This window comes from Rhizobacter sp. Root404 (assembly GCF_001425865.1).
GTDB lineage: Bacteria > Pseudomonadota > Gammaproteobacteria > Burkholderiales > Burkholderiaceae_C > LMDS01.
In genome coordinates this window covers 1,835,562-1,857,816 of record NZ_LMDS01000004.1, presented here as the reverse complement: position 1 = coordinate 1,857,816, position 22,255 = coordinate 1,835,562, and the positions used below count along the sequence as shown (strand labels likewise).

At 67.0% G+C, this 22,255-nt stretch carries 24 protein-coding genes and 1 tRNA gene; 10 read left to right on the top strand and 15 right to left on the bottom strand.

Annotated features, from left to right (window positions below; all coding sequences use genetic code 11):
* Window positions 1-150 precede the first annotated feature (150 nt).
* Together ASC76_RS12940 and ASC76_RS12935 are read left to right on the top strand one after the other, a co-directional pair.
* Entirely contained in the window at window positions 151-1,440 is a 1,290-nt protein-coding gene (locus tag ASC76_RS12940; protein ID WP_082549081.1) for a DUF4397 domain-containing protein, read from the top strand.
* Window positions 1,441-1,534: 94 nt separating this feature from the next.
* Window positions 1,535-3,550, top strand: a complete 2,016-nt coding sequence (locus ASC76_RS12935) for a S8 family serine peptidase (protein WP_082549079.1) — start codon at window positions 1,535-1,537, stop codon at window positions 3,548-3,550.
* 9 nt (window positions 3,551-3,559) lie between these two features.
* Here the strand turns inward: ASC76_RS12935 and ASC76_RS12930 are convergent, their stop codons facing one another.
* Genes ASC76_RS12930 through ASC76_RS12920 form a run of 3 tightly spaced genes read right to left on the bottom strand, consistent with a single transcriptional unit; the run spans window position 3,560 to window position 5,653 of the window.
* Window positions 3,560-4,222, bottom strand: coding sequence for a hypothetical protein (locus ASC76_RS12930; RefSeq protein WP_056466227.1), 663 nt, complete (start codon window positions 4,220-4,222; stop codon window positions 3,560-3,562).
* 10 nt (window positions 4,223-4,232) lie between these two features.
* Window positions 4,233-5,132, bottom strand: a complete 900-nt coding sequence (locus tag ASC76_RS12925) for a biotin--[acetyl-CoA-carboxylase] ligase (RefSeq protein WP_056466224.1) — start codon at window positions 5,130-5,132, stop codon at window positions 4,233-4,235.
* A gap of 14 nt (window positions 5,133-5,146) precedes the next feature.
* Window positions 5,147-5,653 (bottom strand): SET domain-containing protein, encoded by a 507-nt coding sequence (locus ASC76_RS12920; protein WP_056466220.1) that lies wholly within the window; start codon window positions 5,651-5,653, stop codon window positions 5,147-5,149.
* Between the two features lie 138 nt (window positions 5,654-5,791).
* On the opposite strand from ASC76_RS12920, the gene ASC76_RS12915 reads away from it, so the two are divergent.
* Window positions 5,792-8,374, top strand: coding sequence for a DNA topoisomerase III (locus tag ASC76_RS12915; RefSeq protein ID WP_056466217.1), 2,583 nt, complete (start codon window positions 5,792-5,794; stop codon window positions 8,372-8,374).
* An 18-nt stretch (window positions 8,375-8,392) separates the two neighbouring features.
* Complete coding sequence (locus ASC76_RS12910; protein ID WP_056466214.1) at window positions 8,393-8,734, top strand: DUF167 domain-containing protein; 342 nt, start codon at window positions 8,393-8,395, stop codon at window positions 8,732-8,734.
* Here ASC76_RS12910 and ASC76_RS12905 read toward each other — a convergent pair.
* Entirely contained in the window at window positions 8,691-9,116 is a 426-nt protein-coding gene (locus tag ASC76_RS12905) for a BLUF domain-containing protein (RefSeq protein ID WP_056466211.1), read from the bottom strand. The two genes, ASC76_RS12910 and ASC76_RS12905, sit on opposite strands and share 44 nt — an antisense overlap.
* 10 nt (window positions 9,117-9,126) lie before the next feature.
* The gene (gene folE, locus ASC76_RS12900; protein ID WP_056466208.1) at window positions 9,127-9,855 is read right to left on the bottom strand and encodes a GTP cyclohydrolase I; all 729 of its coding nucleotides are present in this window, start codon (window positions 9,853-9,855) and stop codon (window positions 9,127-9,129) included.
* 91 nt (window positions 9,856-9,946) lie between these two features.
* On the opposite strand from folE, the gene rsmB reads away from it, so the two are divergent.
* From rsmB to ASC76_RS12875, 5 genes are all read left to right on the top strand, one after another.
* On the top strand, window positions 9,947-11,287 hold the full coding sequence (gene rsmB / locus ASC76_RS12895; RefSeq protein ID WP_371262116.1) for a 16S rRNA (cytosine(967)-C(5))-methyltransferase RsmB: 1,341 nt from the start codon (window positions 9,947-9,949) through the stop codon (window positions 11,285-11,287).
* A 16-nt stretch (window positions 11,288-11,303) separates the two neighbouring features.
* Window positions 11,304-11,927, top strand: coding sequence for a DUF4390 domain-containing protein (locus ASC76_RS12890; RefSeq protein ID WP_056466205.1), 624 nt, complete (start codon window positions 11,304-11,306; stop codon window positions 11,925-11,927).
* A gap of 12 nt (window positions 11,928-11,939) precedes the next feature.
* Complete coding sequence (locus ASC76_RS12885; protein WP_056466202.1) at window positions 11,940-14,264, top strand: ATP-binding protein; 2,325 nt, start codon at window positions 11,940-11,942, stop codon at window positions 14,262-14,264.
* A gap of 6 nt (window positions 14,265-14,270) precedes the next feature.
* Window positions 14,271-14,966, top strand: coding sequence for a response regulator (locus tag ASC76_RS12880; RefSeq protein ID WP_056466199.1), 696 nt, complete (start codon window positions 14,271-14,273; stop codon window positions 14,964-14,966).
* A 37-nt stretch (window positions 14,967-15,003) separates the two neighbouring features.
* Window positions 15,004-15,079, top strand: a tRNA-Phe gene (locus ASC76_RS12875).
* Between the two features lie 22 nt (window positions 15,080-15,101).
* On the opposite strand, the gene ASC76_RS12870 is transcribed toward ASC76_RS12875, so the two are convergent.
* From ASC76_RS12870 to ASC76_RS12855, 6 genes are all read right to left on the bottom strand, one after another.
* On the bottom strand, window positions 15,102-16,088 hold the full coding sequence (locus ASC76_RS12870; RefSeq protein WP_371262128.1) for a tyrosine-type recombinase/integrase: 987 nt from the start codon (window positions 16,086-16,088) through the stop codon (window positions 15,102-15,104).
* Window positions 16,007-16,342, bottom strand: coding sequence for a helix-turn-helix domain-containing protein (locus tag ASC76_RS26600; RefSeq protein WP_082549075.1), 336 nt, complete (start codon window positions 16,340-16,342; stop codon window positions 16,007-16,009). Before ASC76_RS26600 ends, ASC76_RS12870 begins: the two co-directional genes overlap by 82 nt.
* A 3-nt stretch (window positions 16,343-16,345) precedes the next feature.
* Window positions 16,346-17,191 carry an inovirus-type Gp2 protein gene (locus ASC76_RS12865; protein ID WP_157615604.1) on the bottom strand — a complete coding sequence of 282 codons (846 nt, stop codon included), beginning with the start codon at window positions 17,189-17,191 and terminating at the stop codon, window positions 16,346-16,348.
* 58 nt (window positions 17,192-17,249) lie between these two features.
* A complete protein-coding gene (locus tag ASC76_RS12860; RefSeq protein ID WP_056466190.1) occupies window positions 17,250-17,633 on the bottom strand; it encodes a hypothetical protein in 384 nt (127 codons plus the stop codon).
* Between the two features lie 141 nt (window positions 17,634-17,774).
* Window positions 17,775-19,088, bottom strand: a complete 1,314-nt coding sequence (locus ASC76_RS25355) for a hypothetical protein (RefSeq protein WP_162247118.1) — start codon at window positions 19,086-19,088, stop codon at window positions 17,775-17,777.
* 526 nt (window positions 19,089-19,614) lie between these two features.
* Entirely contained in the window at window positions 19,615-19,797 is a 183-nt protein-coding gene (locus ASC76_RS12855) for a hypothetical protein (protein ID WP_056466185.1), read from the bottom strand.
* A gap of 84 nt (window positions 19,798-19,881) precedes the next feature.
* Here ASC76_RS12855 and ASC76_RS12850 point away from each other — a divergent pair, with 84 nt between their 5' ends.
* Window positions 19,882-20,256 (top strand): hypothetical protein, encoded by a 375-nt coding sequence (locus tag ASC76_RS12850; protein ID WP_157615601.1) that lies wholly within the window; start codon window positions 19,882-19,884, stop codon window positions 20,254-20,256.
* A 73-nt stretch (window positions 20,257-20,329) separates the two neighbouring features.
* On the opposite strand, the gene ASC76_RS12845 is transcribed toward ASC76_RS12850, so the two are convergent.
* From ASC76_RS12845 to ASC76_RS12830, 4 genes are read right to left on the bottom strand one after another with little or no spacing between them, the layout of a single operon-like run.
* On the bottom strand, window positions 20,330-20,983 hold the full coding sequence (locus ASC76_RS12845; RefSeq protein ID WP_056466179.1) for a DUF599 domain-containing protein: 654 nt from the start codon (window positions 20,981-20,983) through the stop codon (window positions 20,330-20,332).
* A gap of 4 nt (window positions 20,984-20,987) precedes the next feature.
* Window positions 20,988-21,428: a YeeE/YedE family protein gene (locus ASC76_RS12840; protein ID WP_056466176.1), complete on the bottom strand. Its 441-nt coding sequence runs from the start codon at window positions 21,426-21,428 to the stop codon at window positions 20,988-20,990.
* Window positions 21,429-21,437: 9 nt separating this feature from the next.
* Window positions 21,438-21,872, bottom strand: coding sequence for a YeeE/YedE family protein (locus ASC76_RS12835; RefSeq protein WP_056466173.1), 435 nt, complete (start codon window positions 21,870-21,872; stop codon window positions 21,438-21,440).
* Window positions 21,873-21,875: 3 nt separating this feature from the next.
* Entirely contained in the window at window positions 21,876-22,184 is a 309-nt protein-coding gene (locus ASC76_RS12830) for an ArsR/SmtB family transcription factor (RefSeq protein ID WP_371262115.1), read from the bottom strand.
* Window positions 22,185-22,255 lie beyond the last annotated feature (71 nt).

The following is a 22,255-nucleotide window of genomic DNA, read 5'->3' as shown; positions in this document are numbered from 1 at the left end:
GCCATGAGGGCGCCCGCGTGAGTTGTTGACAAAACTTTTCGGCCGGTCACCGAGCGGAAATTCACCTCCTGCGACGCCCGGGCCCAATCGTGGACCCGCTGCCGGGAGCGGGCGGCTTCGTGTGAAACCAAACTCCAAAGGACGTGTGACGTGAAGAATTCAAAGTGGTGGCCGTGGGTCGGTGTGGTGGCGTTGGGCGCCCTGCTGGCCGGTTGTGGCGGCAGCGGCGGCGACTCGTCGGGCAACGCTTCCCTGCGCGTGGCGAACGCGACGCTGACCCACGCGTCGCTCGACCTGCTGGTGAACGCGTCGTCGTCCGCTGCCACCGCGGTCGCCAGCGACACCACCAGCGCGTACGTCACGCCGGCGAGCGGCAGCGTCACACTGCAGCTCAACGACGCCGGCTCGAGCACCGCACTGGCCACCACCGTGCCGACGCTGACGGGCGGCAATCACTACACGCTGCTGGCCTATGAGTCGGGCGGCGCGGTCAAGACCGTGGTGCTGAACGAGGACTACACGCTGCCCACGTCGGGCGCCGCTCAGCTGCGCGTCTACGACGCCGCGCCCGAAGCCGGTGCGATCGACATCTACGTGACCGATCCGTCGACCGACCTCGCGACCGTCTCGGCCCCGACCGTGAGCCTGGGCAGCACCACCGGCAACCAGACTACCTCGTTGCTGACCTACAGCCCCGGCACGTACCGCGTGCGCGTCACCGCCGCCGGCAGCAAGACCGACTTGCGCGCGGACATCCCGAACGTCGTGCTCGAAAGCCAGCAGATCGCCACGGTCGCGCTGACGCCGACCGTCGGCGGCTCGCTGATGAACGGCTCCACGCTGATCCAGCAAGGCACCTACAGCGCCGCGCGCAACACCAACACGCGGGTGCGTCTGGCGGGCGCGGTGGCCAACGGCGTCACCGTCGCGGCCTCGACCGGCAGCACGCCGATCGACAGCGGCGTGTCGCCGACCTTCGGCTTCGCCTACACGCTGGTGCCGGCAGGCAGCGCGCTGAACATCACCGTCGGCGGCCAGTCCGTCGGTGCCCCGGCGACCGCGTTGGCCGCGGGTGCCGACGTGACGCTGCTGGTCTACCAGGACGGCGGCGCCGCGGTCGCGAGCCTGATCGCCGACGACAACCGTGCCCCGACCGACGCCACCACCGTGAAGCTGCGCATGCTCAACGGCGTGACCGGCGGGCCGGGCGCGCTGACCCTGACCGCCAACAACACGCCGGTCGGCGTCGCGACCCAGCCCGGCGCCGCCTCGGGCTACGCCAGCATCGCCGGCAGCACGAACGCGACGGCCTTCGGACTCGTTTCGTCGAGCGTCAACATCCCGGCGCCGACGCCCAGTACCAGCCCGCTGACGGCGAACAAGGTCTATTCGGTGCTCGTCGGCGGGACCGCCGCGGCGCCGCAACTGCTGATTCGCTAGGGCGCGAAAACACGGGCGAAAGCGTGCGTTTTGCGCGGTTTGGGGGTGGACGGCTGCCTCTACACTCGGGACGTAATTCCCAGGTGACCTGTTCATGAAGACGCTTTCCCGCCGTCGCCCCGCTTGGGCCGTTTCCCTTTTGGCGCTCGTGTGCGTCTGCGCGTCCGCGCTGCCCGGTGCGGGCACCGAACGGGGGCCGAAGCCGCGTGGGTCCGCTGCCCGCACGGTCGTCGACGCGCCCGAGAGCGAGGCCCGCGTCATCGTCAAGTACAAGCGGGATGCGGTGCTGATGCGCGCCGCCTCAGCTGCGAACGCGCCGGCGCAGCACGCCCAGGTCTTGTCGGCGCGGCTCGGCTTGACCCTCACCGACGGCCGCACGATCGGCTCGGACATGCAGGTGCTGAAGGCCCGTGGCCTCGGCTCCAAGGCGCTGGCCGACCGGCTGGCCGCGCAGGACGATGTCGAGTTCGCCGTTGTCGATGGCCGCAAGCACGCGCTCGCGGTCCCGAACGATCCGCTGTACGCGGCCAGCGCGTCGACCAATCCCACCGTCGGCCAGTGGTACCTGCGCCCGCCGACCAGCGCGACGATCGTCGACGCGACCAGCGTCGTCTCGGCGATCAATGCCGAAGGGGCCTGGGCCATCACGAACGGCAAGCGCCGGGTGGTGGTCGCGGTGCTCGACACCGGGGTGCGCCTCGATCACCCCGATCTGGCGCCCAAGCTGCGGCCCGGCTACGACTTCATCGGCAACGTGCCGACCGCGAACGACGGCAGTGGCCGCGACAGCGACCCGAGCGATCCTGGCGATGGCGTGACCTCAGCCGATGTGGGGGTGATCAGCGGCTGCACCACCGCCGAGATCGGCTCGAGCACCTGGCACGGTACGCAGACCGCCGGCCTGATCGGCGCGGCCACCAACAACGGCATCGGCATGGCCGGCGCCGGCCGCGACGTGATGCTGCTGCCGGTGCGCGTGCTCGGCAAGTGCGGCGGCTTCGACTCGGACATCCAGGCCGCGATGCTGTGGGCCGCGGGCCTGAGCAGCACGCCGACGGCGAACCCGTACCCCGCCAAGGTCATCAACCTCAGCCTCGGCTCCACCGGCGTGTGCAGTGATTCGTACCGCCAGGTGATACAGCAGCTGAACGCGGCCGGGGTGGTGGTCGTGGTGGCCGCGGGCAACGAGGGGGTGGCCGTCGGGACGCCGGCCAATTGTCCTGGCGCCATTGCCGTTGCGGGCGTCCGTCATGCCGGGACCAAGGTCGGCTATTCCGACCTCGGACCCGAGGTCGCGATCGCGGCGCCGGCCGGCAACTGCGTGAACCTGAGCGGCAACTGCCTGTTTCCGCTGCTGACCACCAGCAACAGCGGCGACATCGCCCCGGTGGCCGGCGAAGCCGGTGCGATCTACACCGACACCGGCGCGAACGCGTCGCTCGGAACCAGTTTCTCGGCGCCCCTGGTCTCGGGCACGGTCGGGCTGATGCTGTCAGCGAACCCGACGCTGACGCCGGCGCAGGTGCTTGAAAAGCTGAAGGCGACCGCACGGCCGTTCCCGGCCACGGGCGCTGGCCCCGGCGTGACGGCCTGCACCGCGCCGACCAGCGTTGCGCAGGGCAGCGAGTGCTATTGCACCACCAGCACCTGCGGCGCCGGCCTGCTCGACGCCGGTGCGGCGGTCGCCAACGCGGCGATCCTGAATGCGAACATCGACACCGCCACCACCAGCGTCGGCCTCGCGACGCCGATCGCGGTCGATGGCGGCAGTTCGAGCGCCGCGGCCGGCCGCACGGTGATCGGCTACGCGTGGAGCGTCGTCTCCGGCACCGACGTCGCCGCGTTGACCAGCGCCAACAACGCCGCGAGCGCAACGCTGCAGTTCAGTGCCTACGGCAGCGCGACCGTGCAGCTGACCGTGACCGATGACGCCGGCGCGACGGACACGACCCAGGTGGTGCTGACGGCGCCGTCTCCCGTCATCACGCCGCCCGCGTCGAGCGGCGATGGCGGCGGCGGGGGCGGCGCGCTGCAACTGGGCTGGTTGTTCGCGTGGCTCGTCGGCGTGGGCGCGACCGCGCTCGTCACGCCCCGACGATCGCGGCGCTGAGCGCGACGCTCAGGCGCCGGTTGTTCGCGCGCAGGCGGCGAACGACTTGCCGCTCGCGGCCAGTTGGAGCTTCGCAGCCTGCGCGGCAAGCGCGGGGTTGGCACCGTCCACGCGCAGCCAGAAGCGCCCGACCGCCGGAGCGAGTTCGACGACCCGGGCGGTGCGGATGCCTTGCTGGCTGAACTGCTCGAGGGCCTGCGCGGCCGCGTCGGGATTGTCGAAGCGGCCGAGCGACAGGCCCGGCGCGAGCGTCGCGCTGTCACGGATCTCTTCGTAGGGCAGGCGGCGGCGCTTGAGTTCGTCTTCCTTCTTCGTCATCGCGTCGCGGCCCGCATAACGGCCCATGTAGACCATCCAGCTGCCCGGCTGGGTCGTCTTCACGGTCGAAACGCTGCCCGCCGGCAACGCGGCCTGGGCAGCAGTGCGCGCGGCGTCGAATTCGGCTTCGGCGAACGGACCCGCCTCGAGGCAGGCGGCGGCCGCACCGACGCTGGCGGCACTGGCGGTACCCGGCGGCAGCACGCGAATGATCTCGGGGCGCACCTGGCGCTGCAGGCGCTCCGGCTCGCGCTCGCTGCCGGGTCGCCAACCGACGGCCTCGAGCCAGCCCTGCGACCAGCCGAAGAAGAGCAGGTTGGCCAGCAGCAGCAATCCGACGATCACGCGCAGCATCGCCGTCGCCTCACTGCGGTGCCGGCCGCACGCTGACTTCGCCGCTGGCGATGCAGCTGATCGCGCCGTCCGCGCCCTGCACCTGCAGCGCGCCGTCCGGCGCGACGCCGCGCGCGGTGCCCTCCGGCAGCTCCTTCAGCGTCGTCGTGACGGCGCGCCCGACCAGGATGTCGCGTGCCGCGAAACGTGCGGCGAACGCGGCGAAGCCGTCGCGCTCGAACTGCTGCAGCGCCAGCACCAGCGGCCGGGCGACGCTCGCGAGCACTGCGGGGGCCGTGACGGCCGCGTCGAGCTCCTGCAACGACGCGAAGCCGGTGCTGGCCGCGCCCGCAGCGAACGGCAGCACGTTCAGGCCGATGCCGATGACCGCGCGCCGCGGCCCGCCGCCGGCGGCGATGCTCTCGATCAGCACGCCGCCGAGCTTGCGGCCGTGGTCGCTGTCCATCAGCCAGAGGTCGTTCGGCCACTTCAGGCCGAAGCGAGGCGGGGCGCTCGGGGTCGGCTCGAGCGCCTCGCACAGCGCCACGCCGACGGCGAGCGACAGGCCCGACCAGTCCGCGCGCGCGATCGGCAGCGCCAGCGAAAACGTCAGCGAGGCGCCCGCCGCGGACTGCCACTCGCGACCCTGGCGTCCGCGCCCGCTGGTCTGCTGCTCGGCGACCAGCAGGCAGGGATGCAGATCGACGGCGCGGCGCCCGAACGCTGCGCTCTCGACACTGCGTCGAACCTGGACGTCACCGTCGGTCTCGCCGCTCTGGCCGCGCCGGGGCGGTACCGCGCGGCCGCGCTCGAGCAACACGCTGTTGGTCGAGCTGGTCCGCGGCAGGACCTCGATGCTGATGTCCGGCAACAGCGGGACCAGCTGCTCCCACAGGGCTTCGGCCTCCCAGCGGATCGGTTGGTCCGGCATCGCGGGTCAGCGGCTCATCCGCGCTTCTTCGGCGCGAGCATCGTGCCGCGGCAGCCCTTCGTGCCGCAGCGGCACTCGAACTGCTTCTTGAGCTTCTTGGTGTACGGCTCGTCGATGATCAGGCCGTAGTCGTAGAACAGTTCGGTGTCGGGCGGGATCGAACGCAAGGCCTTGATGAAGATGCGGCCGTCGATCTCGTCGGCCTCGCAGTTCGGCGTGCACGCGTGGTTGATCCAGCGCGCGGCGTTGCCGCCGTACTTGGCGTCGATCACGTGCTTGTCGTCGACGTGGAAGTAGAACGTGTGGTCCGGGTCCTTCGGGTCGTGCGGGTGGCGGCGCAGCGCCTCCTTCCAGCTGATGACCTCGCCGATGTACTCGATCAGCACCTCGCCCTTCTTGAGCTTCACGGTGCTGAACACGCCCTTGCCGTGCACGCCGGACTTGCGCACCTGGATGCGCTTGCCTGCCTTCTTCGGCGCGGTCGTCGATTCGGGGGTGCTGGCGGCGCTGTCTTGCGTCATCGGATTCTTTATGTACATTGAAATCATGGGTGCGCGCGTGTGTGTGCGTGTACGTGTGCGTACACGTGCGTGCATGCGCGCGAGAAGCCCGGATTGTATTGATGCGTGGGGCGAGCCCCGCGCGAACCGAGAAGAAACATGACCAAGTCACTGATCATTGCCGAGAAGCCCTCCGTCGCCCAGGACATCGTGCGCGCCCTCACGCCCACGGCCGGCAAGTTCGACAAGCACGACGAATACTTCGAGAGCGAGGGCTACCTGGTCACGTCCGCGGTCGGCCACCTGCTGGAGATCAAGGCGCCGGAGGAGTTCGACGTGAAGCGCGGCAAGTGGAGCTTCGCGAACCTGCCGGTGATCCCGCCGCACTTCGACCTGAACCCGATCGACAAGAGCAAGGGGCGCCTGGGCGCGATCGTCAAGCTCGTCAAGCGCAAGGACGTGAGCGAGCTGATCAACGCCTGCGACGCGGGCCGCGAGGGCGAGCTGATCTTCCGGCTGATCCAGCAGCACAGCAAGAGCAAGCACCCGGTGCGGCGCCTCTGGCTGCAGAGCATGACGCCGGCGGCGATCCGCGACGGCTTCGAGCACCTGCGCAGCGACAAGCAGATGCTGCCGCTGGCCGACGCCGCGCGCTGCCGCAGCGAGGCCGACTGGCTGGTCGGCATCAACGGCACCCGCGCGATGACGGCGTTCAACTCGCGCGACGGCGGCTTCTTCCTGACGACGGTGGGCCGGGTGCAGACGCCCACGCTGTCGATCATGGTCGAGCGCGAGGAGAAGATCCGCAAGCACGTCTCGCGCGACTACTGGGAGCTCAAGGCCACCTTCGCGGCGCAGGCCGGCGAGTACGAGGGCAAGTGGTTCGACCCGAAGTGGAAGAAGAACCCCGACGACCCCGAGCAGCGCGCCGACCGCCTCTGGAACGAGCGTGACGCCAAGGCGATCGCCGACGCCGCGCGCGGCCAGCCAGCCAGCGTGACCGAGGAGGCCAAGCCCAGCACGCAGAGCTCGCCCGGCCTGTACGACCTGACGACGCTGCAGCGCGAGGCCAACTCGCGCCTCGGCTTCTCGGCCAAGACCACGCTGTCAATCGCGCAGGCGCTGTACGAGAAGCACAAGGTCCTGACCTACCCGCGGACCGACAGCAAGCACCTGCCGGAGGACTATGTCGACGTCGTCAAGCAGACGATGAAGATGATCTCGACCGAGGACATGCCGGGCCCGCTGCGCGCGCTGTCGGTGCATGCGAAGACGGCGATCAAGGAAGGCTACGTCAAGCCGAACAAGAAGATCTTCGACAACGCCAAGGTCTCCGACCACTTCGCGATCATCCCGACGCTGCAGGCGCCGAAGAGCCTGTCCGAGATCGAGGCCAAGCTGTACGACATGGTCGTCAAGCGCTTCATGGCGGTGTTCTTCCCGCCGGCCGAATTCATGGTCACGACGCGCATCTCCACCGTCAAGGTGCAGGACAAGGAACACAAGTTCCAGACCAACGGCAAGGTGATGGTCAAGCCGGGCTGGCTCGCCGTCTACGGCCGCGAGGCGCAGGAAGACGACGCCAATCTCGTCGCCGTGGCACCCGGCGAGATCGTGCGCACCGAGGACGTGGCGGTCAACGCACTGAAGACCAAGCCGCCGGCGCGCTACACCGAGGCGACGCTGCTGAGCGCGATGGAAGGCGCGGGCAAGCTGATCGACGACGACGAACTGCGCGAGGCGATGCAGGAGAAGGGCCTGGGTACGCCAGCCACGCGCGCCGCCATCATCGAAGGGCTGATCTACGAGAAGTACATCCACCGCGACGGCCGTGACCTGGTGCCCGGCGCCAAGGCGTTCCAGCTGATGACGCTGCTGCGCGGCCTGGGCGTCGAGGAGCTGACCCAGCCCGAGCTGACGGGCAACTGGGAATTCAAGCTCGCCGAGATGGAGAAGGGCCGGCTCGAACGCGAGGCCTTCATGGCCGAGATCGCCGGCATGGCCGAGCGCATCGTCAAGAAGGCCAAGGAATACGACCGCGACACCATTCCCGGCGACTACGCGACGCTCAAGGCGCCGTGCCCGAACTGCGGCGGCGTCGTCAAGGAGAACTACCGCCGCTTCGCCTGCACCGGCATCCCGGGCAAGACCGAGGGCTGCGGCTTCTCGATCAGCAAGATCCCGGGCAGCCGCGCGTTCGAGCTCGACGAGGTCGAGACCTTCCTGACGGCGAAGAAGATCGGCCCGCTCGAAGGCTTCCGGTCCAAGGCCGGCTGGCCGTTCACCGCCGAGCTCAAGCTCGCGTTCGACGACGAGATCAAGAACTGGAAGCTGGAGTTCGACTTCGGCGAGGACGCGAAAAAGGACGGCGAATCCGGCGAGCCGATCGACTTCTCCGCGCAGGAATCACTGGGCGCCTGCCCGAAGGACCAGGGCCGGGTGTTCGAGCACGGCAGCAGCTACGTGTGCGAGCACGCGGTCGGTGCCCACGTCACCTGCGACTTCAAGAGCGGCAAGATCATCCTGCAGCAGCCGGTCGCGCGCGAGCAGATGAGCAAGCTGCTCGAGACCGGCAAGACCGACCTGCTCGAGGGCTTCGTCTCGAACAAGACGCGCCGGAAGTTCAAGGCGCGCCTCGCCTACGACAAGAAGGAAGGCAAGGTCACGTTCGAGTTCGAGCCGCGTGCGCCGCGCGTGCCGGCAGCCGCGAAGAAGGCTGCGGCGAAGAAGACGGCCGCGTGACGTCGACATGAGCGCGACATGACCGCGGGCTGGCCCTGCCTGTCGGTGCACGGCCAGATGCCGTGGCTGGCGGTCAGCGTGCAGCCGAACGCGAAGCGTACCGCGGCCGACGGGCTGCACGACGGCACGCTGCGCGTGCGCCTGGGCGCGCCGCCGGTCGACGGCAAGGCCAATCAGCTGCTGATCGACTGGCTCGCCGGCGAGCTCGGCCTGCCGAAGCGGGCGGTCACGCTGGTGCGCGGCGACACCTCGCGGCGCAAGTGGCTGGCGATCGATGCGCCGCTCGGGCGCATCGAGGCCTGGCTCGCCGCGAACGTCACGGCAGGCACATCACCGACGCCGTCGCCACCAGTTCGTTGAACAACGCCATCGAGACCTTGCCGGAGACCGCGTACGGGTCGAGCACCGCAGCCTCGGAGTACTTCAGCAGCAGCGCCGGGTTCAGGCGGCTCATGTTGACCTGGCCCATCGCCCAGCCGGCGAAGCTGCGCTCGTCGATCTCGTCGTAGCTGAGCAGCACCACCTCCTGGTGGCGCGGGTCCTGGGCGATGCGGTTGTAGAGCTTGCTCACCTGGCCGCGGCCGCCTTCGAGCACCTGCAGGAAGATCTCGCCGGAGAAACACAGCACGCCGGTCACGCCGACGGCCGGGTTGTTGTGCGTGGACTTCTTCAGGATCGCGTTCAGCACCTCGGGGCGCACCGTTTCGGTGGCGCGGCTCGCATACATCAGTCGGACCAGCATGGCGTACTCCTTAGACCTTCTTGCTGAGCAGGGAGAGGAATTCGCGCCGCAGGTTGGCGTCCTTCAGGAATGCGCCGCGCATCACGCTGTTCGTCATCATCGACTCGTCGTCCTTGACGCCGCGCCAGTGCATGCAGAAGTGGTCCGCTTCCATCACGATCGCCAGCCCGTCGGGCTTGACCCGGCTCTGCAATTCGTTGGCCAGCATCGTCACCGCCTCTTCCTGGATCTGCGGGCGGCTCATGATCCAGTCGCAGATGCGCGCGTACTTGGACAGGCCGATCAGGTTCGAGTGCTCGTTCGGCATGATGCCGATCCAGACCTTGCCCATGATCGGGCACAGGTGGTGCGAGCAGGCGCTGCGCACCTTGATCGGGCCGACGATCATCAGCTCGTTCAGGCGCTCGGCGTTCGGGAACTCGGTGACCGCGGGCATCGGCACGTAGCGGCCCCGGAACACCTCGGTCAGGAACATCTTCGCGACGCGCTTGGCGGTCTCGTTGGTGTTGTGGTCGCTCTCGGTGTCGATCACCAGCGCGCGCAGCACCTCCTGCATCTTGGCTTCGACCTCGGTGCGCAGTTCGTCGATCTCGCCGTCCTGGATGTAGGCCGAGATGTTGTCGTTCGCATGGAAACGGCAGTCCGCGCCCATCAGGCGGTAGCGGATGCGTTCCGACGCCGCGAGCCGCGCCAGGTCTTCCTCGCTTCTGAAAATCGGTGTCGCTTGCTCGCCGCGCATGGAGTGGCCTTCCGGTCTTTACACGCTGCGAGCGTACCGCAATGCGGGATTTCGCCGGGCCGGCCGACGGGCTGCCCGTAGACTGCGCGCGGTGAACGCCGCTGTCCCGCCACCCGCCCCGCACTCGTCGCTGCCCTTGGCGCAATTGCTGAACCACGCCGCGGACGCGGTCCAGGCGGTGCGCGCAGGCGCTTCGCTGAACACGGCGCTGGCCGCCACGCCCGGCGCCGCGCGCCCCGGCACGCAGGCGCTGAGCTTCCACGCGCTGCGCTGGCTCGGCGCCGCCCAGGCGCTGCGCACGCTGCTGGCGCCGAAGACGCCGCCGCCCAAGGTCGATGCCCTGCTGCTGACCGCGCTGGCGCTGCTCTGGCCGCTGGCCGAGGCGCCCTACGCCGAGCACACCCTGGTCGACCAAGCCGTGGATGCGGCGCGGCAACGCGCCAAGCCGAGTGCGTCGTTCGTCAATGCGGTGCTGCGGCGCTTCCTGCGCGAGCGCGATGCACTGGTGGCCGCGGCGCTGCGTGACCCGCTGGCGCGCTACAACCATCCGGGGTGGTGGGTCGATCGGCTCAAGGCTGACTGGCCGAACGACTGGCAGGCGATCCTCGATGCCGACAACCAGCGCCCGCCGATGACGCTGCGCGTGAACGCGCGGCATGGCGGCGTCGCCGAGTATCTCGAGCGGCTCGCCGCGTTGGGGCTCGATGCCGAGCGGCTCGGCGGCCAGGCGCTGCGACTGGTGCGCCCGTGCGCGGTCGCCCAGCTGCCGGGCTTCGCGCAGGGCGATGTCTCGGTGCAGGACGCCGCGGCGCAGCGCGCCGCGCCGCTGCTGATCGGCGCCGGCCTCCCGCCCGGCGCCCGCGTGCTCGACGCCTGTGCCGCCCCCGGCGGCAAGACCGCGCACCTGCTCGAACTGGCCGATCTCGACGTGCTCGCGCTCGACAGCGACCCGGCGCGCCTGGTCCGCGTGCACGAGACGTTGGGGCGCCTCGGGCTGAACGCGACGACGATCGCCGCCGACGCCGGCGCGCCCGCCACCTGGTGGGACGGTCGCCCGTTCGACGCGATCCTGCTCGACGCGCCGTGCAGCGCCGCCGGCATCGTGCGCCGCCATCCCGATGTGCGCTGGCTGCGCCGCAGCAGCGACATCCCGGCGCTGGCGGCCACGCAGGCGCGCCTGCTCGACGCCCTGTGGCCGCTGCTCGCGCCCGGCGGCCGGTTGCTGTATTGCACCTGCTCGGTGTTCAAGGCCGAAGGTCAGGACCAGATCGACGCTTTTTTGCAACGGCAGCCCGATGCCGCCCCCGCCGCCGACCCGGCATCGCCCGGTCACCTGCTGCCGCTGCCCGACAATCGGGGCGAGCGCCCAGTGCACGACATCAGTGCGGCCGCGGATGGTTTTTTCTACGCCCTGATCGAGAAGAGCACCTGAGGTTCACGACGGCTCCATGCACAGCGCGGCATCCCTTCACGGCGACCATCGGCCCGCCGCCTCGCGGCATGCGGGCTCGAGCAGCGTGCTCCGGTTGACGCTGGCGTGGCTCCTGGCGCTGGGCATGGCCCTGGGGCTCGCCTGGCCGACGGCCCGCGCGGCCGAACCGGAGCTGACGAATTTCGAGCTCATCCACAACGAGGACGGGCTGTTTCTCAACTACGGCGTCAACCTCGAACTGTCGCGCAGCGTCGACGATGCGCTGACCAAGGCGGTGCCGCTATTCTTCGTCGCCGAGGCCGAGGTCTTCCGCAACCGCTTCTACTGGCGCGACCAGCGCGTCGGCTACGCGGTGCGGCGCTGGCGCATCGTGTTCCAGCCGCTGACCTCGACCTACCGCGTCACCTTCGACGGCGGCCTGAGCCAGAACTACACGACCCGCGCCGAGGCGTTCGCGGCGATCAGCCGCAGCGTCCGCTGGAAGATCGCCGAGGCGGCGCAGATCGAGGAGGGCAGCCGGCATTACGTCGAGTTCAGCTTCCGGCTCGACACCTCGCAGCTGCCGCGCCCGATGCAGATCGGCATCGGCGGCCAGGCCGACTGGGCGATGTCGGTGCAGCGCACGCAGAAGATCAATTGATCTGACATTGCGATGACCAAGGCACAGCGTTGGGCATGGCTGATCTCGACGGTGGCCGCCACCGGCGCCGGGCTGGTGCTGGCGTTCCTGCTCTCGATCGCGACCAACAACCCGGCGCTGTACGAGCGCCACTACGTGTGGCTGCTTTGGGTCAACATCGTCGTCGCGACGCTGCTGGTGCTGGTGATCGTGATCGCCGGCGTGCGCCTGCTGCTGCGCGTCAAGCGGGGCAAGTTCGGCAGCCGGCTGCTGCTCAAGCTGGCGGCGATCTTCGCGCTCGTCGGCGTCGTGCCCGGCGTGCTCATCTACACCGTGAGCTACCAGTTCGTCTCGCGCAGCATCGAAAGCTGGTTCGACGTCAAGGTCGAGACCGCGCTCGACGCCGGGCTCAAGCTCGGCAAGGGCACACTCGACGCGGTCGTCGCCGACGTGGCCGTCAAGACCCGCCTGGCCGCCGAGCGGCTCGGCGAGACGCCGGGCTCGGCGCAGTCGCTGGCGCTCGAGCGCGTGCGCGAGCAGCTCTCGGCGCAGGACATCGCGATCGTCGGTCCCGCCGGCCAGGCCGTGCTCAGCACCGGCGGCAGTGCGGCCAACCTGATGCCGGAGCGGCCGTCGCTCGCGCTGCTGCGCCAGGCGCGCAACCAGCGGGTCGTCAGCGAGTTGATCGGGCTGGACGAAGAGCCGGCGGCCGGCGGCAGCGGCGCCGGGAACGCGCGCGTGCGGGCGATCGCGTACATCCCGACCACCACCTTCACGCTCGGCGAGGAAGACCGCTACCTGCTCGTCAACCAGCCCCTGCCGCGCGCGCTCGCGACCAACGCGCTGGCGGTGCAGGCCGCCTACCGCGAGTACCAGCAGCGCGCGCTCGCCCGCGGCGGGCTGCGCAAGATGTACATCGGCACGCTGACGCTGGCGTTGGTGCTCGCCGTGTTCGGCGCGCTGCTGCTGGCGGTCACGCTCAGCAACCAGCTCGCGCGGCCGCTGCTGCTGCTGGCCGAAGGCATGCGCCAGGTCGCCAGCGGCGATCTGAGCAGCAAGCCGGTGTTCGCCTCGCGCGACGAACTCGGCGGGCTGACGCGCTCGTTCGCCGACATGACCAGCCAGCTCTCGGAAGCGCGCGAGCTGGTGCAGCGCAGCGTCGTCCAGGTGGAGGGCGCCCGTGCCAACCTGCAGACCATCCTCGACAACCTGACCGCCGGCGTGATCGTGTTCGACCGCCAGGGCAACATCGACACCGTCAACCCCGGCGCGACGCGCATCATGCGGCTGCCGCTGTCGGCCTACCGCGGCCAGCCGCTCGCCAACGTGCCGGGCCTCGAGACCTTTGCGCAGGCCGTGGGCAACCGCTTCGAACTGCACAGCACCAGCCCCGAGGCCGGCGAGCGCGACCACTGGCAGGATTCGTTCGAGCTCCAGACGCCGGCCCAGCCCGGTCGCGACAACGACTCGATCACGCTGCTGGTGCGCGGCGCCTCGATGCCGCAGGGCGCCACGCTGATGGTGTTCGACGACATCACCGAGCTGGTCTCGGCGCAGCGCAGCGAGGCCTGGAGCGAGGTCGCGCGACGGCTCGCGCACGAGATCAAGAACCCGCTGACGCCGATCCAGCTCTCCGCCGAACGCCTGCAGCACAAGCTCGGCCCCAAGCTCGAGGGCGCCGACCAGGCGATGCTCGGTCGTTCGGTCGACACCATCGTCAACCAGGTGCAGGCGATGAAGACGCTGGTCAACGAGTTCCGCGACTACGCGCGGCTGCCCGCGGCGCACCTGATCCCGATCGACCTGAACGCGCTCGTGGCCGAGGTGCTCGGGCTGTACGGTGCGGCGCAGGAGTCCGGCCGGCTCCATGCCGACCTGGCGCCGGCGCTGCCCGCGATTGTCGGCGACAGCACCCAGCTGCGCCAGGTGATCCACAACCTGGTGCAGAACGCGCTCGACGCCGTGGCCGAGCAGCCCGACGGCCGGGTCCGCATCTGCACCGAGATCGCCCGCACCGAGCAGGGCGAGCTGCGGGCGGTGCGGCTGCAGGTGATCGACAACGGGCCGGGCTTCTCGGACAAGGTGCTCAAGCGCGCCTTCGAACCCTACGTGACGACCAAGTCCAAAGGCACCGGCCTGGGCCTGGCTGTCGTCAAGAAGATCGCCGACGAGCACGGCGCGCGCGTGCGGATCGCCAACCTCGGCACGGGAGTGGAAGGCGATGCGGCCGGCGGGATACCGCGCGGGGCACAAGTCTCGTTATCATTCGCGAAATTCGCGCCAGGAGCCGGCGCTCCCCCCCTGTCCGCAACATCTCTCTCTTCTCCCGGCACCCCAGCCGCTTCCGGCGCGCACTGAGTACTCATGGCCACGATTCTTGTTGTTGACGACGAACTGGGCATCCGCGCCCTGCTCTCCGAGATCCTTGCCGACGAAGGCCACACGATCGAACTGGCCGAGAACGCCGCGCAGGCGCGCGCCTGCCGTGAACGCATGCGGCCCGATCTCGTGCTGCTCGACATCTGGATGCCCGACGTCGACGGCATCACGCTGCTGAAGGAGTGGGGCGCCACCTCGATGCTGACGATGCCGGTCATCATGATGAGCGGCCACGGAACGATCGACACCGCCGTCGAGGCCACCAAGTTCGGCGCGATGGCCTTCCTCGAGAAGCCGATCACGCTGCAAAAGCTGCTTCGTGCCGTCGAGCAGGGCCTGGCCAAGCCCGCCTCGCGCGCCGCGGCGCAGCCCAATTCGCCGCTTCACAACGCCGGCGAGAACGGCCTGACCGTCGAGGCCGCGATGACCGGCGGCGCCATGCTGCCGACGACGCCGCTGATGCTCGGCCCGCAAGCCGAGCAGAGCTTCGACCTCGACCGCCCGCTGCGCGAGGCGCGCGACGCGTTCGAGAAGAGCTACTTCGAGTTCCACCTGGCGCAGGAGAACGGCAGCATGACCCGCGTTGCCGAGAAGACCGGGCTGGAGCGCACCCACCTGTACCGCAAGCTGAAGCAACTGGGCGTCGACCTGTCGCGCAACAAGCGTGGCGGCGGGATGTAAGGGGCGTCGCTGGCCTCGGCTATAATTGTCGGCTCACGGCCTGGTAGCTCAGTTGGTAGAGCAGCGGATTGAAAATCCGCGTGTCGGTGGTTCGATTCCGCCCCAGGCCACCAGAACAAACAAGGACTTAGCGAGCTACTCGCTAGGTCCTTTTTGTTTGGGCGTAGCGGCAGCGTAGCCGCCGAAGGCATCGAGCCGGCTAGCGGCGCCCTGCAGGGCTTCAGGCGCAACGTGCGCGTATCGCTCGACCATCGCACCCGTTTTCCATCCGCCCAAACGCTGCAGTTCGTGCGTGGGTGTTCCGGCTTGGCGATGCCAGGTGGCAAATGTGTGGCGCAGGTCGTGCCACTTGAAGTTCTCGATGCCAGCTCGCTGCAAGGCCGCCGACCACGCTTTTGTGTTGAGCTGACCGATGGGCTGGCTCTTGTAGGTGAAGACGTAGGCGTGGTGTTTGCCGATCTGCTTCCGGACAACCGATAGCGCCATCTCATTGAGCGGGACGGAATGCGGCGCGCCGTTCTTGTGTTGGCTGCCCGGCACCCAGGCGTGGCGGAGTGCAATGTCAACGTACTGCCATTGCAGCCCCTTGACGTTCGCTGCGCGTAGCCCTGTGGCGACCGCAAAAACGGCCATGTCGGCAAGGTGCTCGGGCAGCTCTCGGAGGAGCCGTTCAAACTCCGAAACCGTCAGCGAACGGACGCGGCCTTCAGCCTCTCGGAAGAGCTTGAACTTCGGCACGCGCTCGATCCACTCCCACTCGTCGCACGCGCGCCGAAGAATTGACCGGATCAGCGCCAGGTATCGATTGGTCGTTCCGGCGCTGGCGATCTTCTCGCGCGCGAACTTGATCTGGTCGATCAAGGTCCTGTCAATCTCTTGGAGCTGCTTACCTGCCAAGAACGGATCGAGCCAGCGCAGCTTTGCTTTGTCATCTTCGTGCGTGGCCTTGTGCTTGGTCTCGAGGATCCAGCGCAAGACCGCTTCCTCCCACGTGTGGCGTGGCTTAACGCCAAGGCGCTCCTGCTCCCATCGAGCAGCGGCTAGACGGTCGTGGACTTGTTGCGCTTGTCGCTTGTCGGGAGTCCCAGTGCTTTGCTGTAGAGGCTTCGACTCGCCGCGGATGGGAGAAAGCTTGACCCACCAATAGGGCGAATCCTTGCGCTTGTAGAGGGACATTCGGAGTCCTCCTCGATAGGGGTTGCGACGTAGCGGGCGACGGACCGGGCGCGCAGGTAATCGAGGAGTAGCGACTCCACGAAAACCCACGCGCGGCCGACCTTGCAAGACGGCACCAGACCTCGCCGGGCGAGCGTTTGCAACGTCTTGGGATGAACCTTGAGCAGCACGGCCGCTGCTGTGATGTCGAGCGTGCTCATGGCTCAGGCGGCTTGAGGCAGCCAGGAGAAGGGGCCTCCCACGCCGCGGAGGCTGTCCATGTAGCTAAAGAGCCGTTCCGCATAGATGCCAGTGGGACTGCAGGACACCCGCCACGGCGACGGCAAGCAAACCCCACTGTCCCGTTCAACCAGTCCGACACCTTTGACGCGCACTGCCCTGCCAGCCAGGTCACAGACCTCTCTGGCCCACTGGGGCAGGTTGAACCATTGCGCCACCGAAGCGCCGAAGTCGTCGAGGCCGCCTCGCCCGTGGATTCGGGCTCCAGCAGGGAAGCCAATTCCCGACTTTGAGTCGAGCTTCGATGCGTACTTCGCAAGGTAGCCAGCGGGCTTGCGGGCCCATTCGATCCGTGTTGACCCATGGGTCCACCATCCTTGCTTGTCGGGTTTGGGAAGGGTCAGGCCGCGTGGCAGCCAGAGAAGAAGGTGGTAGTGCAGGGCGCCACGTTGCTGCAGCTCCGCGACCCACACATACCGCAGGCCGTGACCACGGCGGCGCACCCACACGCGAATGCGCTGGAGCAGATCACTGATGTGTTTGGGGTTCCACTGCCCGACCTCTCGATAGGTCAAGGTCAGCATGGCGGGCCTGTGGCGCTTGTGCCTTAGCTCGAACTCATGCATCCGCGCTGCGGTGAGCACCGAGCGCTTCATCCGACGCATCCGCGTCAGGATCGGGTCGATCTCTATGAGACCGGATTCCTGGAGCGTTCCACTTGTATGAGAAGTGACAAGCCCAGGGCTCCAGGCCCGCTCCGCCGCGCCTCTCGGCGCGCCGCAGTCGAGCCGAAGCCCTGAGCCATCGATCGAAGTGAGAAGGTCATTCATGTCCCCTCATGGTAGAGGGAACATAAATGCCCTGTCAAGGAACTTGAAGGTCCCCTATCTAGATCTGTCGCTTGTCGATATCAAGGGGCGGCTTCTCGTCACCTGAAACCAACTTCCAGAAGTTCGTGACCGCCTGGATGATCTTGTACGCGTTCGTACGAGGGGCGTCAGGACCGAAGTCAGGAAAGTACTCGGATAGCTTTATGCCGAGGATCTCTTCGTATTTGCGAATCGTCTTCTTGCTGTGCACGAAATACAGCACCTTCCAACCTAAGTGGTGGGCTAGCAGGTACATGCCCAACGCAGACTCGACCTCATCAATACCGTAGACGCCATTCGGGAGAGATCGCACGACCTTGTCGATGAACGCATATCGCTCTCGCGCCTGCTCAGGGGTCGCCGGAGCAGCGGTCCATGGGACGGTTTTGGGCTTGGTTGCCATGGGAAGAGGATAGCAGCGAAAGGAACCTGAAACGCCCCTCGCGCGGCACACATGCCCACCGCCCCCCGACGCCTGCGTGGCAGGCGCCGCGCCGGGGGGCCGTGGACATGTCTGCTCTGACGGTCTACCCGCGTCAAGCTTTCAGGCTTGCAACGCCCGTGAAATCTTGCCCTCCATAGCCTTGCTTTTTTGTGCATTGGGATGGTTATCTCCAAGCACTCTTGCTTGGATCTTTGCAATATTCGACACCTCGAGCAAGGCGTTCGATAGATCAGGAATTTGAATTAACAGCTGCACTAGGCGGTAACGCAGGCGTAGAGTTTCAGGATGCTCCGGTCCAAACGCTTCGTTGTGCTTAGCGACTCCAGAGCGTAACTCCGAGATCGCTTTGGCCCTTTCGTTTTCGTGCCAAAGCAGTTCTGCGCGCAGTTCCGACAGATACGCCGCGCCCGAAGTTTTGGCCTCGAGAGGCAGACTCGCATCGTTTTTGGTAAACCATGCCAGCTCTTCGCGCAACTTGACGAAGTCTTTTGCTTCGCACAGTATTCGGCCGTAAAGACTGCGAGTAGCACAAGTTTCGACGTCGTACTCGCCGCTGAGTTTTGCACGTTTCGGTATTAAGCCTTCAATTGTTATTCTTGCCTCTGCTACGCGTTGCTCCTCCAATAGAAACACGGCACGATAATACTCGACCGCCAAGTGGAGGTCGTAACCTTTGCTTTGATCCGTTTGTATGAGAGAGGCAACATCCGAAAGAGTCTCCAATGCATTGCTAATATCCCCTTGGTCTCGACCTGCAATAACTAGTCGAACCCTGGCTTGAAGTGCGAGTAGAGCGTCCGGCGGCAGATAATCAATAGCGAGAGCATTTGCTGCCTGCGCCAGACGGTAGGCGATCGGCGGCGAACCGCTCCGACTGTTCCTCTCCGAGGCAAACAAAAGCAAGTCGACCAGTTTCGCGGCTATCGGGCGGGTAGCCTCGCCGCTCGGCAGCGAGTGATAGAACGAGTCCTTCCCTGATCGAATTTTGGCAATCTCGAGAAAAGATTCGGCTTCTATAAGTAGCGCTTGCGCTTCTGCCGAATCGGGCAATATATTGGCTGCGAGGGTTCCGAATCGAACGGCCTCTAATACTTGAAAATTCTTAAGGTAGTATTTACCTAACGTGAGGAATACTTGCGATATGGCTTGTCGTCTTTCCAAGAGGGAATCGGTCAGAAGAGTTATTCCCTTCTCTTCGTTCCTATCTGCGAACTCGCGACTCGCTTTCGCCATCCACGAATCCGGATCATGACCGTCTGACACTTCGATCTGCCTAGCCTGATCAGCGATTGTGGCTTCAGCAGCAACTAGAGCATCCGCCATGCGATCCTGCATGACTTTATTTCGTCTATTGCGACGTTCCAGGAATTGCCAGGCGGCAAAAAATCCGAGCGCAATTTTGGCTAAGTCCATTAATGGATTAACTACCCCAAGTACTTGCATCATCTGACCAACCAAATCGGGCACATGAGTCCTTAGTTATTCAGCGCAACTCCGATGGCATCGGTCAGCCGCGTCTAGGTTTTAACATTGCAGATCCGGAGGTGCGGCTGCGTTCCCGTAGCCAGATCGTAGAAGGGCACACGCTCTAGGCAGCCCTCCGATGATCTCCGGCACATGAGCATTCGATGGTAAGACTTGCCACCGGAGTCATTTCTCCGCCTTGAAAATCCGCGTGTCGGTGGTTCGATTCCGCCCCAGGCCACCAACATATCAAAGGGTTAGCTCAAGTCGAGCTGACCCTTTTTCATTTGGCTTCGCTTTAGCGTATCCGCCGAAAACAACTCGTGTGTTGGCGTTTGGCGGTACCAGGTTGCGAAGGTGTACTGCAGATCGATTCCGGAGCGCCATGAAAAAGCGCCCGAGGCCCGGAGTCCGGAGGGCCTCAGGCGCATGACACCTGGAGAGCGGTGCGCGGCGTGTGCCGCGCCGGAGAGGATCAGCGCACTTCGGGTGCGAGGCGCTTGGCGACGACGACGACGCGTTCGAGTTGCACCACGCGCGCCTGCTTGGCGACGGCGGGCGCATCGACCGGCGGGTGACGCACCGTCGCGGCGAAGGCCAGCGAGGTGGTGCCGATGATGGCGAAGATGACGGCGCTGAGGGTGAGGCGGCTGATCATGGTGGGGCTCCTGGTTCGGTTCGTTCGCGGGATGTGATGGAGCGAACTCTAGGAGCCCGACCGGCCCGGGCCAACCGGTGCGCGATGAACCGCGCACTGTGCGGGATGAACTGCAATCTGCCGCGACGGACGCGTGGTCTGCAGACTGCGGGGAGGGCGCAGTTTGCGGCGCGCCAGGAACTGAGTGTGGGAGAACTGGCGCAGGCCACTCGCACGACCGAGGCAACGTCGCGCGAGCTCATGGAAGATCTGCCGATCCTGACCATCGTGCTGGAGTGCGGCTACGGCTCGATTGGCCCGTTCAATCGGGCCTTCAAGCAGCGAATGGGGGGTTGCGCCGATGGCCTACCGCACCACCGCACGCGCAAGCAGGACGGCGTCGCCGCCTTGATCGACGAACACCTCCAGATCGACTTTCGGTGGGTGATCGGCTGGCCGATCCGGTGGGCGATCCGCTAGCTTTTGTCCGTGCAGACGAAGTCCCGGCCGTGATCGCGAAAGTCGTCGACTTCTTCGAGCGTCGGCTGCTTCATCAAGGTGGCGGCCCCACCCCGACCACCCGATCGAAGCCCGACAACACCGCCACCAGCACGAGGGCCGCGATCGGGCCGGCGAACGGATGAAGCATCGAGGCCAGGATCGGCGCCACCAGCAGCAACTGCCGGAGCCCCCAGGCGTAGAGCAATCCGGCCCGGCGCGCATAGGCCTGGCCGGTGGCGGCCCAGCGCTTGCGACCGGTCGATTCGACCGGCATGCCGCCGATGAAGCCGAGATGATTGAAGTACCTCACGGCCATGGCCGAGGAGACCAGGGATGCGAAGAGCAGCGCCAGCAGCGTGAGTTCCAGCGCGAGCCGGGTGGTCAGGTGGGGCAGCAGCGATCCGTCGGCAGCGAAGCTTCCGTGCAGTGACGGCGCGGCCAGGGTGACCGTGCCCATCAAGCCCAGCACGGCCGTCGAGGCGGTCATGGTCGCCGACATCAGCGAATTGCGCAGCGTCTGTACCGCCAGGATCTCGGAACCGCGCTGCGCCGACACTTCCGCGAACCACTCTTCGCGCAGCGAGGCATGTGCCGAGCGGGCCAGTTCGGCCGGTCGCCGACGTTGCGCCCAGGCCAGGCGCAACTCGTAGACCGCGAGGATCAGCAGGGTGGCGAGCGCCGCGAGCCAGTTCGCCGTCGTGTCCATGGCGTCAGGTCGTCGCGTGCACGGTGCGCGCCGCGGTGCGCCGCTCGAGCCGGTCGAACGCGCCCATGCCGGCGAGCATCGCGATCACGAAGACCGCCGCCTTCCATTCCCCCATGCCCAGCGCCACCAGGCCCGGGCCGGGACAGAAGCCGGCGATGCCCCAGCCGATGCCGAACAGCACGCTGCCGCCGACCAGGCGCCGATCGATCTGGCGCGCGCCCGGCAGTTTCATTTCGAGTCCGAGGAACGAGAGGTGGCGGCGGCGCGCGACCGCGAAGCCCACGAGCCCGACGGCGATGGCGCCGCCCATCACGAAAGCGAGCGACGGGTCCCAGCGCCCGGCCAGGTCCAGGAAGCCGAGCACCTTGGCCGGGTTGGCCATGCCCGAGACGATGAGGCCCAGCCCGAAGACCAGACCCGACAACAATGCAGCAAGAATAGGCATGTCGACTCCTCAGAATGCCAGCAGATGCCGGACGACGAACACGGTCCCGAATCCCGCGCCCATGAACGCGAGCGTGGCGACCAGCGAGCGCGGCGAAAGGCGCGACAGTCCGCAGACGCCGTGCCCGCTGGTGCAGCCGGCCCCGTAGCGGGTGCCGATGCCCACCAGCAGGCCCGCGCCGATCAGGGCGGTCCAGCCGGCATCGATGGTCGGGCGCGGCAGCGTGGCCGCCAACGCGTAGACCAAGGACGCGCCGACGAGGCCGAGCACGAAGGCCACCCGCCACCCGACGTCGCCTGGCGTCGGTTTGAACAGACCGCCGATCACGCCGCTGATGCCGGCGATGCGGCCGTTCAACAACGCGAACAGCGAAGCGGCCATGCCGATCAGGGCCCCGCCGGCCAGGGCCGACCAGGGGGTGAATGCGTTCCAGTCGATCGTCATCGGTTACTCCTTGCAGTAGAGGCGATACAGGACGTCGAGCACCTGGATCACGCGTGGGTCGGCCACGCGGTAGTAGATCCGCTTGCCATCGCGGCGGGTGTCGACGACGCCCTCGCCGCGCAGCACCGCCAGTTGCTGCGACAAGGTCGGTTGGCGGATGTCCAGTTCCTCCTCGAGGTCGCTGACGCACATCTCCCCCTGCGAGAGTTGGCACAGCAGCAGCAGGCGGTCCTCGTTGGCCAGCACCTTCAGGGCGCCGACGGCCTGACCGGCAGCCCGGCGCAACACGGCCGGGTCGATGAGAGTATTCATCTTGGGCATTGAGACAGGTCAATCATTTAACTTGCACACATTATATTATCGTATATAGTGTAAGTCAAGCG

Bases quoted from the DNA above. Each gene is read 5' to 3' on its own strand.
- ASC76_RS26600 (WP_082549075.1), bottom strand. From the start codon at position 16,342: ATGAGCACGCTCGACATCACAGCAGCGGCCGTGCTGCTCAAGGTTCAT.
- ASC76_RS12920 (WP_056466220.1), bottom strand. From the start codon at position 5,653: ATGACGCAAGACAGCGCCGCCAGCACCCCCGAATCGACGACCGCGCCG.
- ASC76_RS12880 (WP_056466199.1), top strand. From the start codon at position 14,271: ATGGCCACGATTCTTGTTGTTGACGACGAACTGGGCATCCGCGCCCTG.
- ASC76_RS12930 (WP_056466227.1), bottom strand. From the start codon at position 4,222: ATGCTGCGCGTGATCGTCGGATTGCTGCTGCTGGCCAACCTGCTCTTC.
- ASC76_RS12840 (WP_056466176.1), bottom strand. From the start codon at position 21,428: ATGCCTATTCTTGCTGCATTGTTGTCGGGTCTGGTCTTCGGGCTGGGC.
- ASC76_RS25355 (WP_162247118.1), bottom strand. From the start codon at position 19,088: ATGGACTTAGCCAAAATTGCGCTCGGATTTTTTGCCGCCTGGCAATTC.
- folE (WP_056466208.1), bottom strand. From the start codon at position 9,855: ATGCGCGGCGAGCAAGCGACACCGATTTTCAGAAGCGAGGAAGACCTG.
- ASC76_RS12835 (WP_056466173.1), bottom strand. From the start codon at position 21,872: ATGACGATCGACTGGAACGCATTCACCCCCTGGTCGGCCCTGGCCGGC.
- ASC76_RS12860 (WP_056466190.1), bottom strand. From the start codon at position 17,633: ATGGCAACCAAGCCCAAAACCGTCCCATGGACCGCTGCTCCGGCGACC.
- ASC76_RS12935 (WP_082549079.1), top strand. From the start codon at position 1,535: ATGAAGACGCTTTCCCGCCGTCGCCCCGCTTGGGCCGTTTCCCTTTTG.
- ASC76_RS12925 (WP_056466224.1), bottom strand. From the start codon at position 5,132: ATGCCGGACCAACCGATCCGCTGGGAGGCCGAAGCCCTGTGGGAGCAG.
- ASC76_RS12885 (WP_056466202.1), top strand. From the start codon at position 11,940: ATGACCAAGGCACAGCGTTGGGCATGGCTGATCTCGACGGTGGCCGCC.
- ASC76_RS12830 (WP_371262115.1), bottom strand. From the start codon at position 22,184: ATGAATACTCTCATCGACCCGGCCGTGTTGCGCCGGGCTGCCGGTCAG.
- ASC76_RS12910 (WP_056466214.1), top strand. From the start codon at position 8,393: ATGACCGCGGGCTGGCCCTGCCTGTCGGTGCACGGCCAGATGCCGTGG.
- ASC76_RS12845 (WP_056466179.1), bottom strand. From the start codon at position 20,983: ATGGACACGACGGCGAACTGGCTCGCGGCGCTCGCCACCCTGCTGATC.
- ASC76_RS12915 (WP_056466217.1), top strand. From the start codon at position 5,792: ATGACCAAGTCACTGATCATTGCCGAGAAGCCCTCCGTCGCCCAGGAC.
- ASC76_RS12855 (WP_056466185.1), bottom strand. From the start codon at position 19,797: ATGATCAGCCGCCTCACCCTCAGCGCCGTCATCTTCGCCATCATCGGC.
- ASC76_RS12905 (WP_056466211.1), bottom strand. From the start codon at position 9,116: ATGCTGGTCCGACTGATGTATGCGAGCCGCGCCACCGAAACGGTGCGC.
- ASC76_RS12890 (WP_056466205.1), top strand. From the start codon at position 11,304: ATGCACAGCGCGGCATCCCTTCACGGCGACCATCGGCCCGCCGCCTCG.
- ASC76_RS12865 (WP_157615604.1), bottom strand. From the start codon at position 17,191: ATGAATGACCTTCTCACTTCGATCGATGGCTCAGGGCTTCGGCTCGAC.
- ASC76_RS12850 (WP_157615601.1), top strand. From the start codon at position 19,882: ATGAACCGCGCACTGTGCGGGATGAACTGCAATCTGCCGCGACGGACG.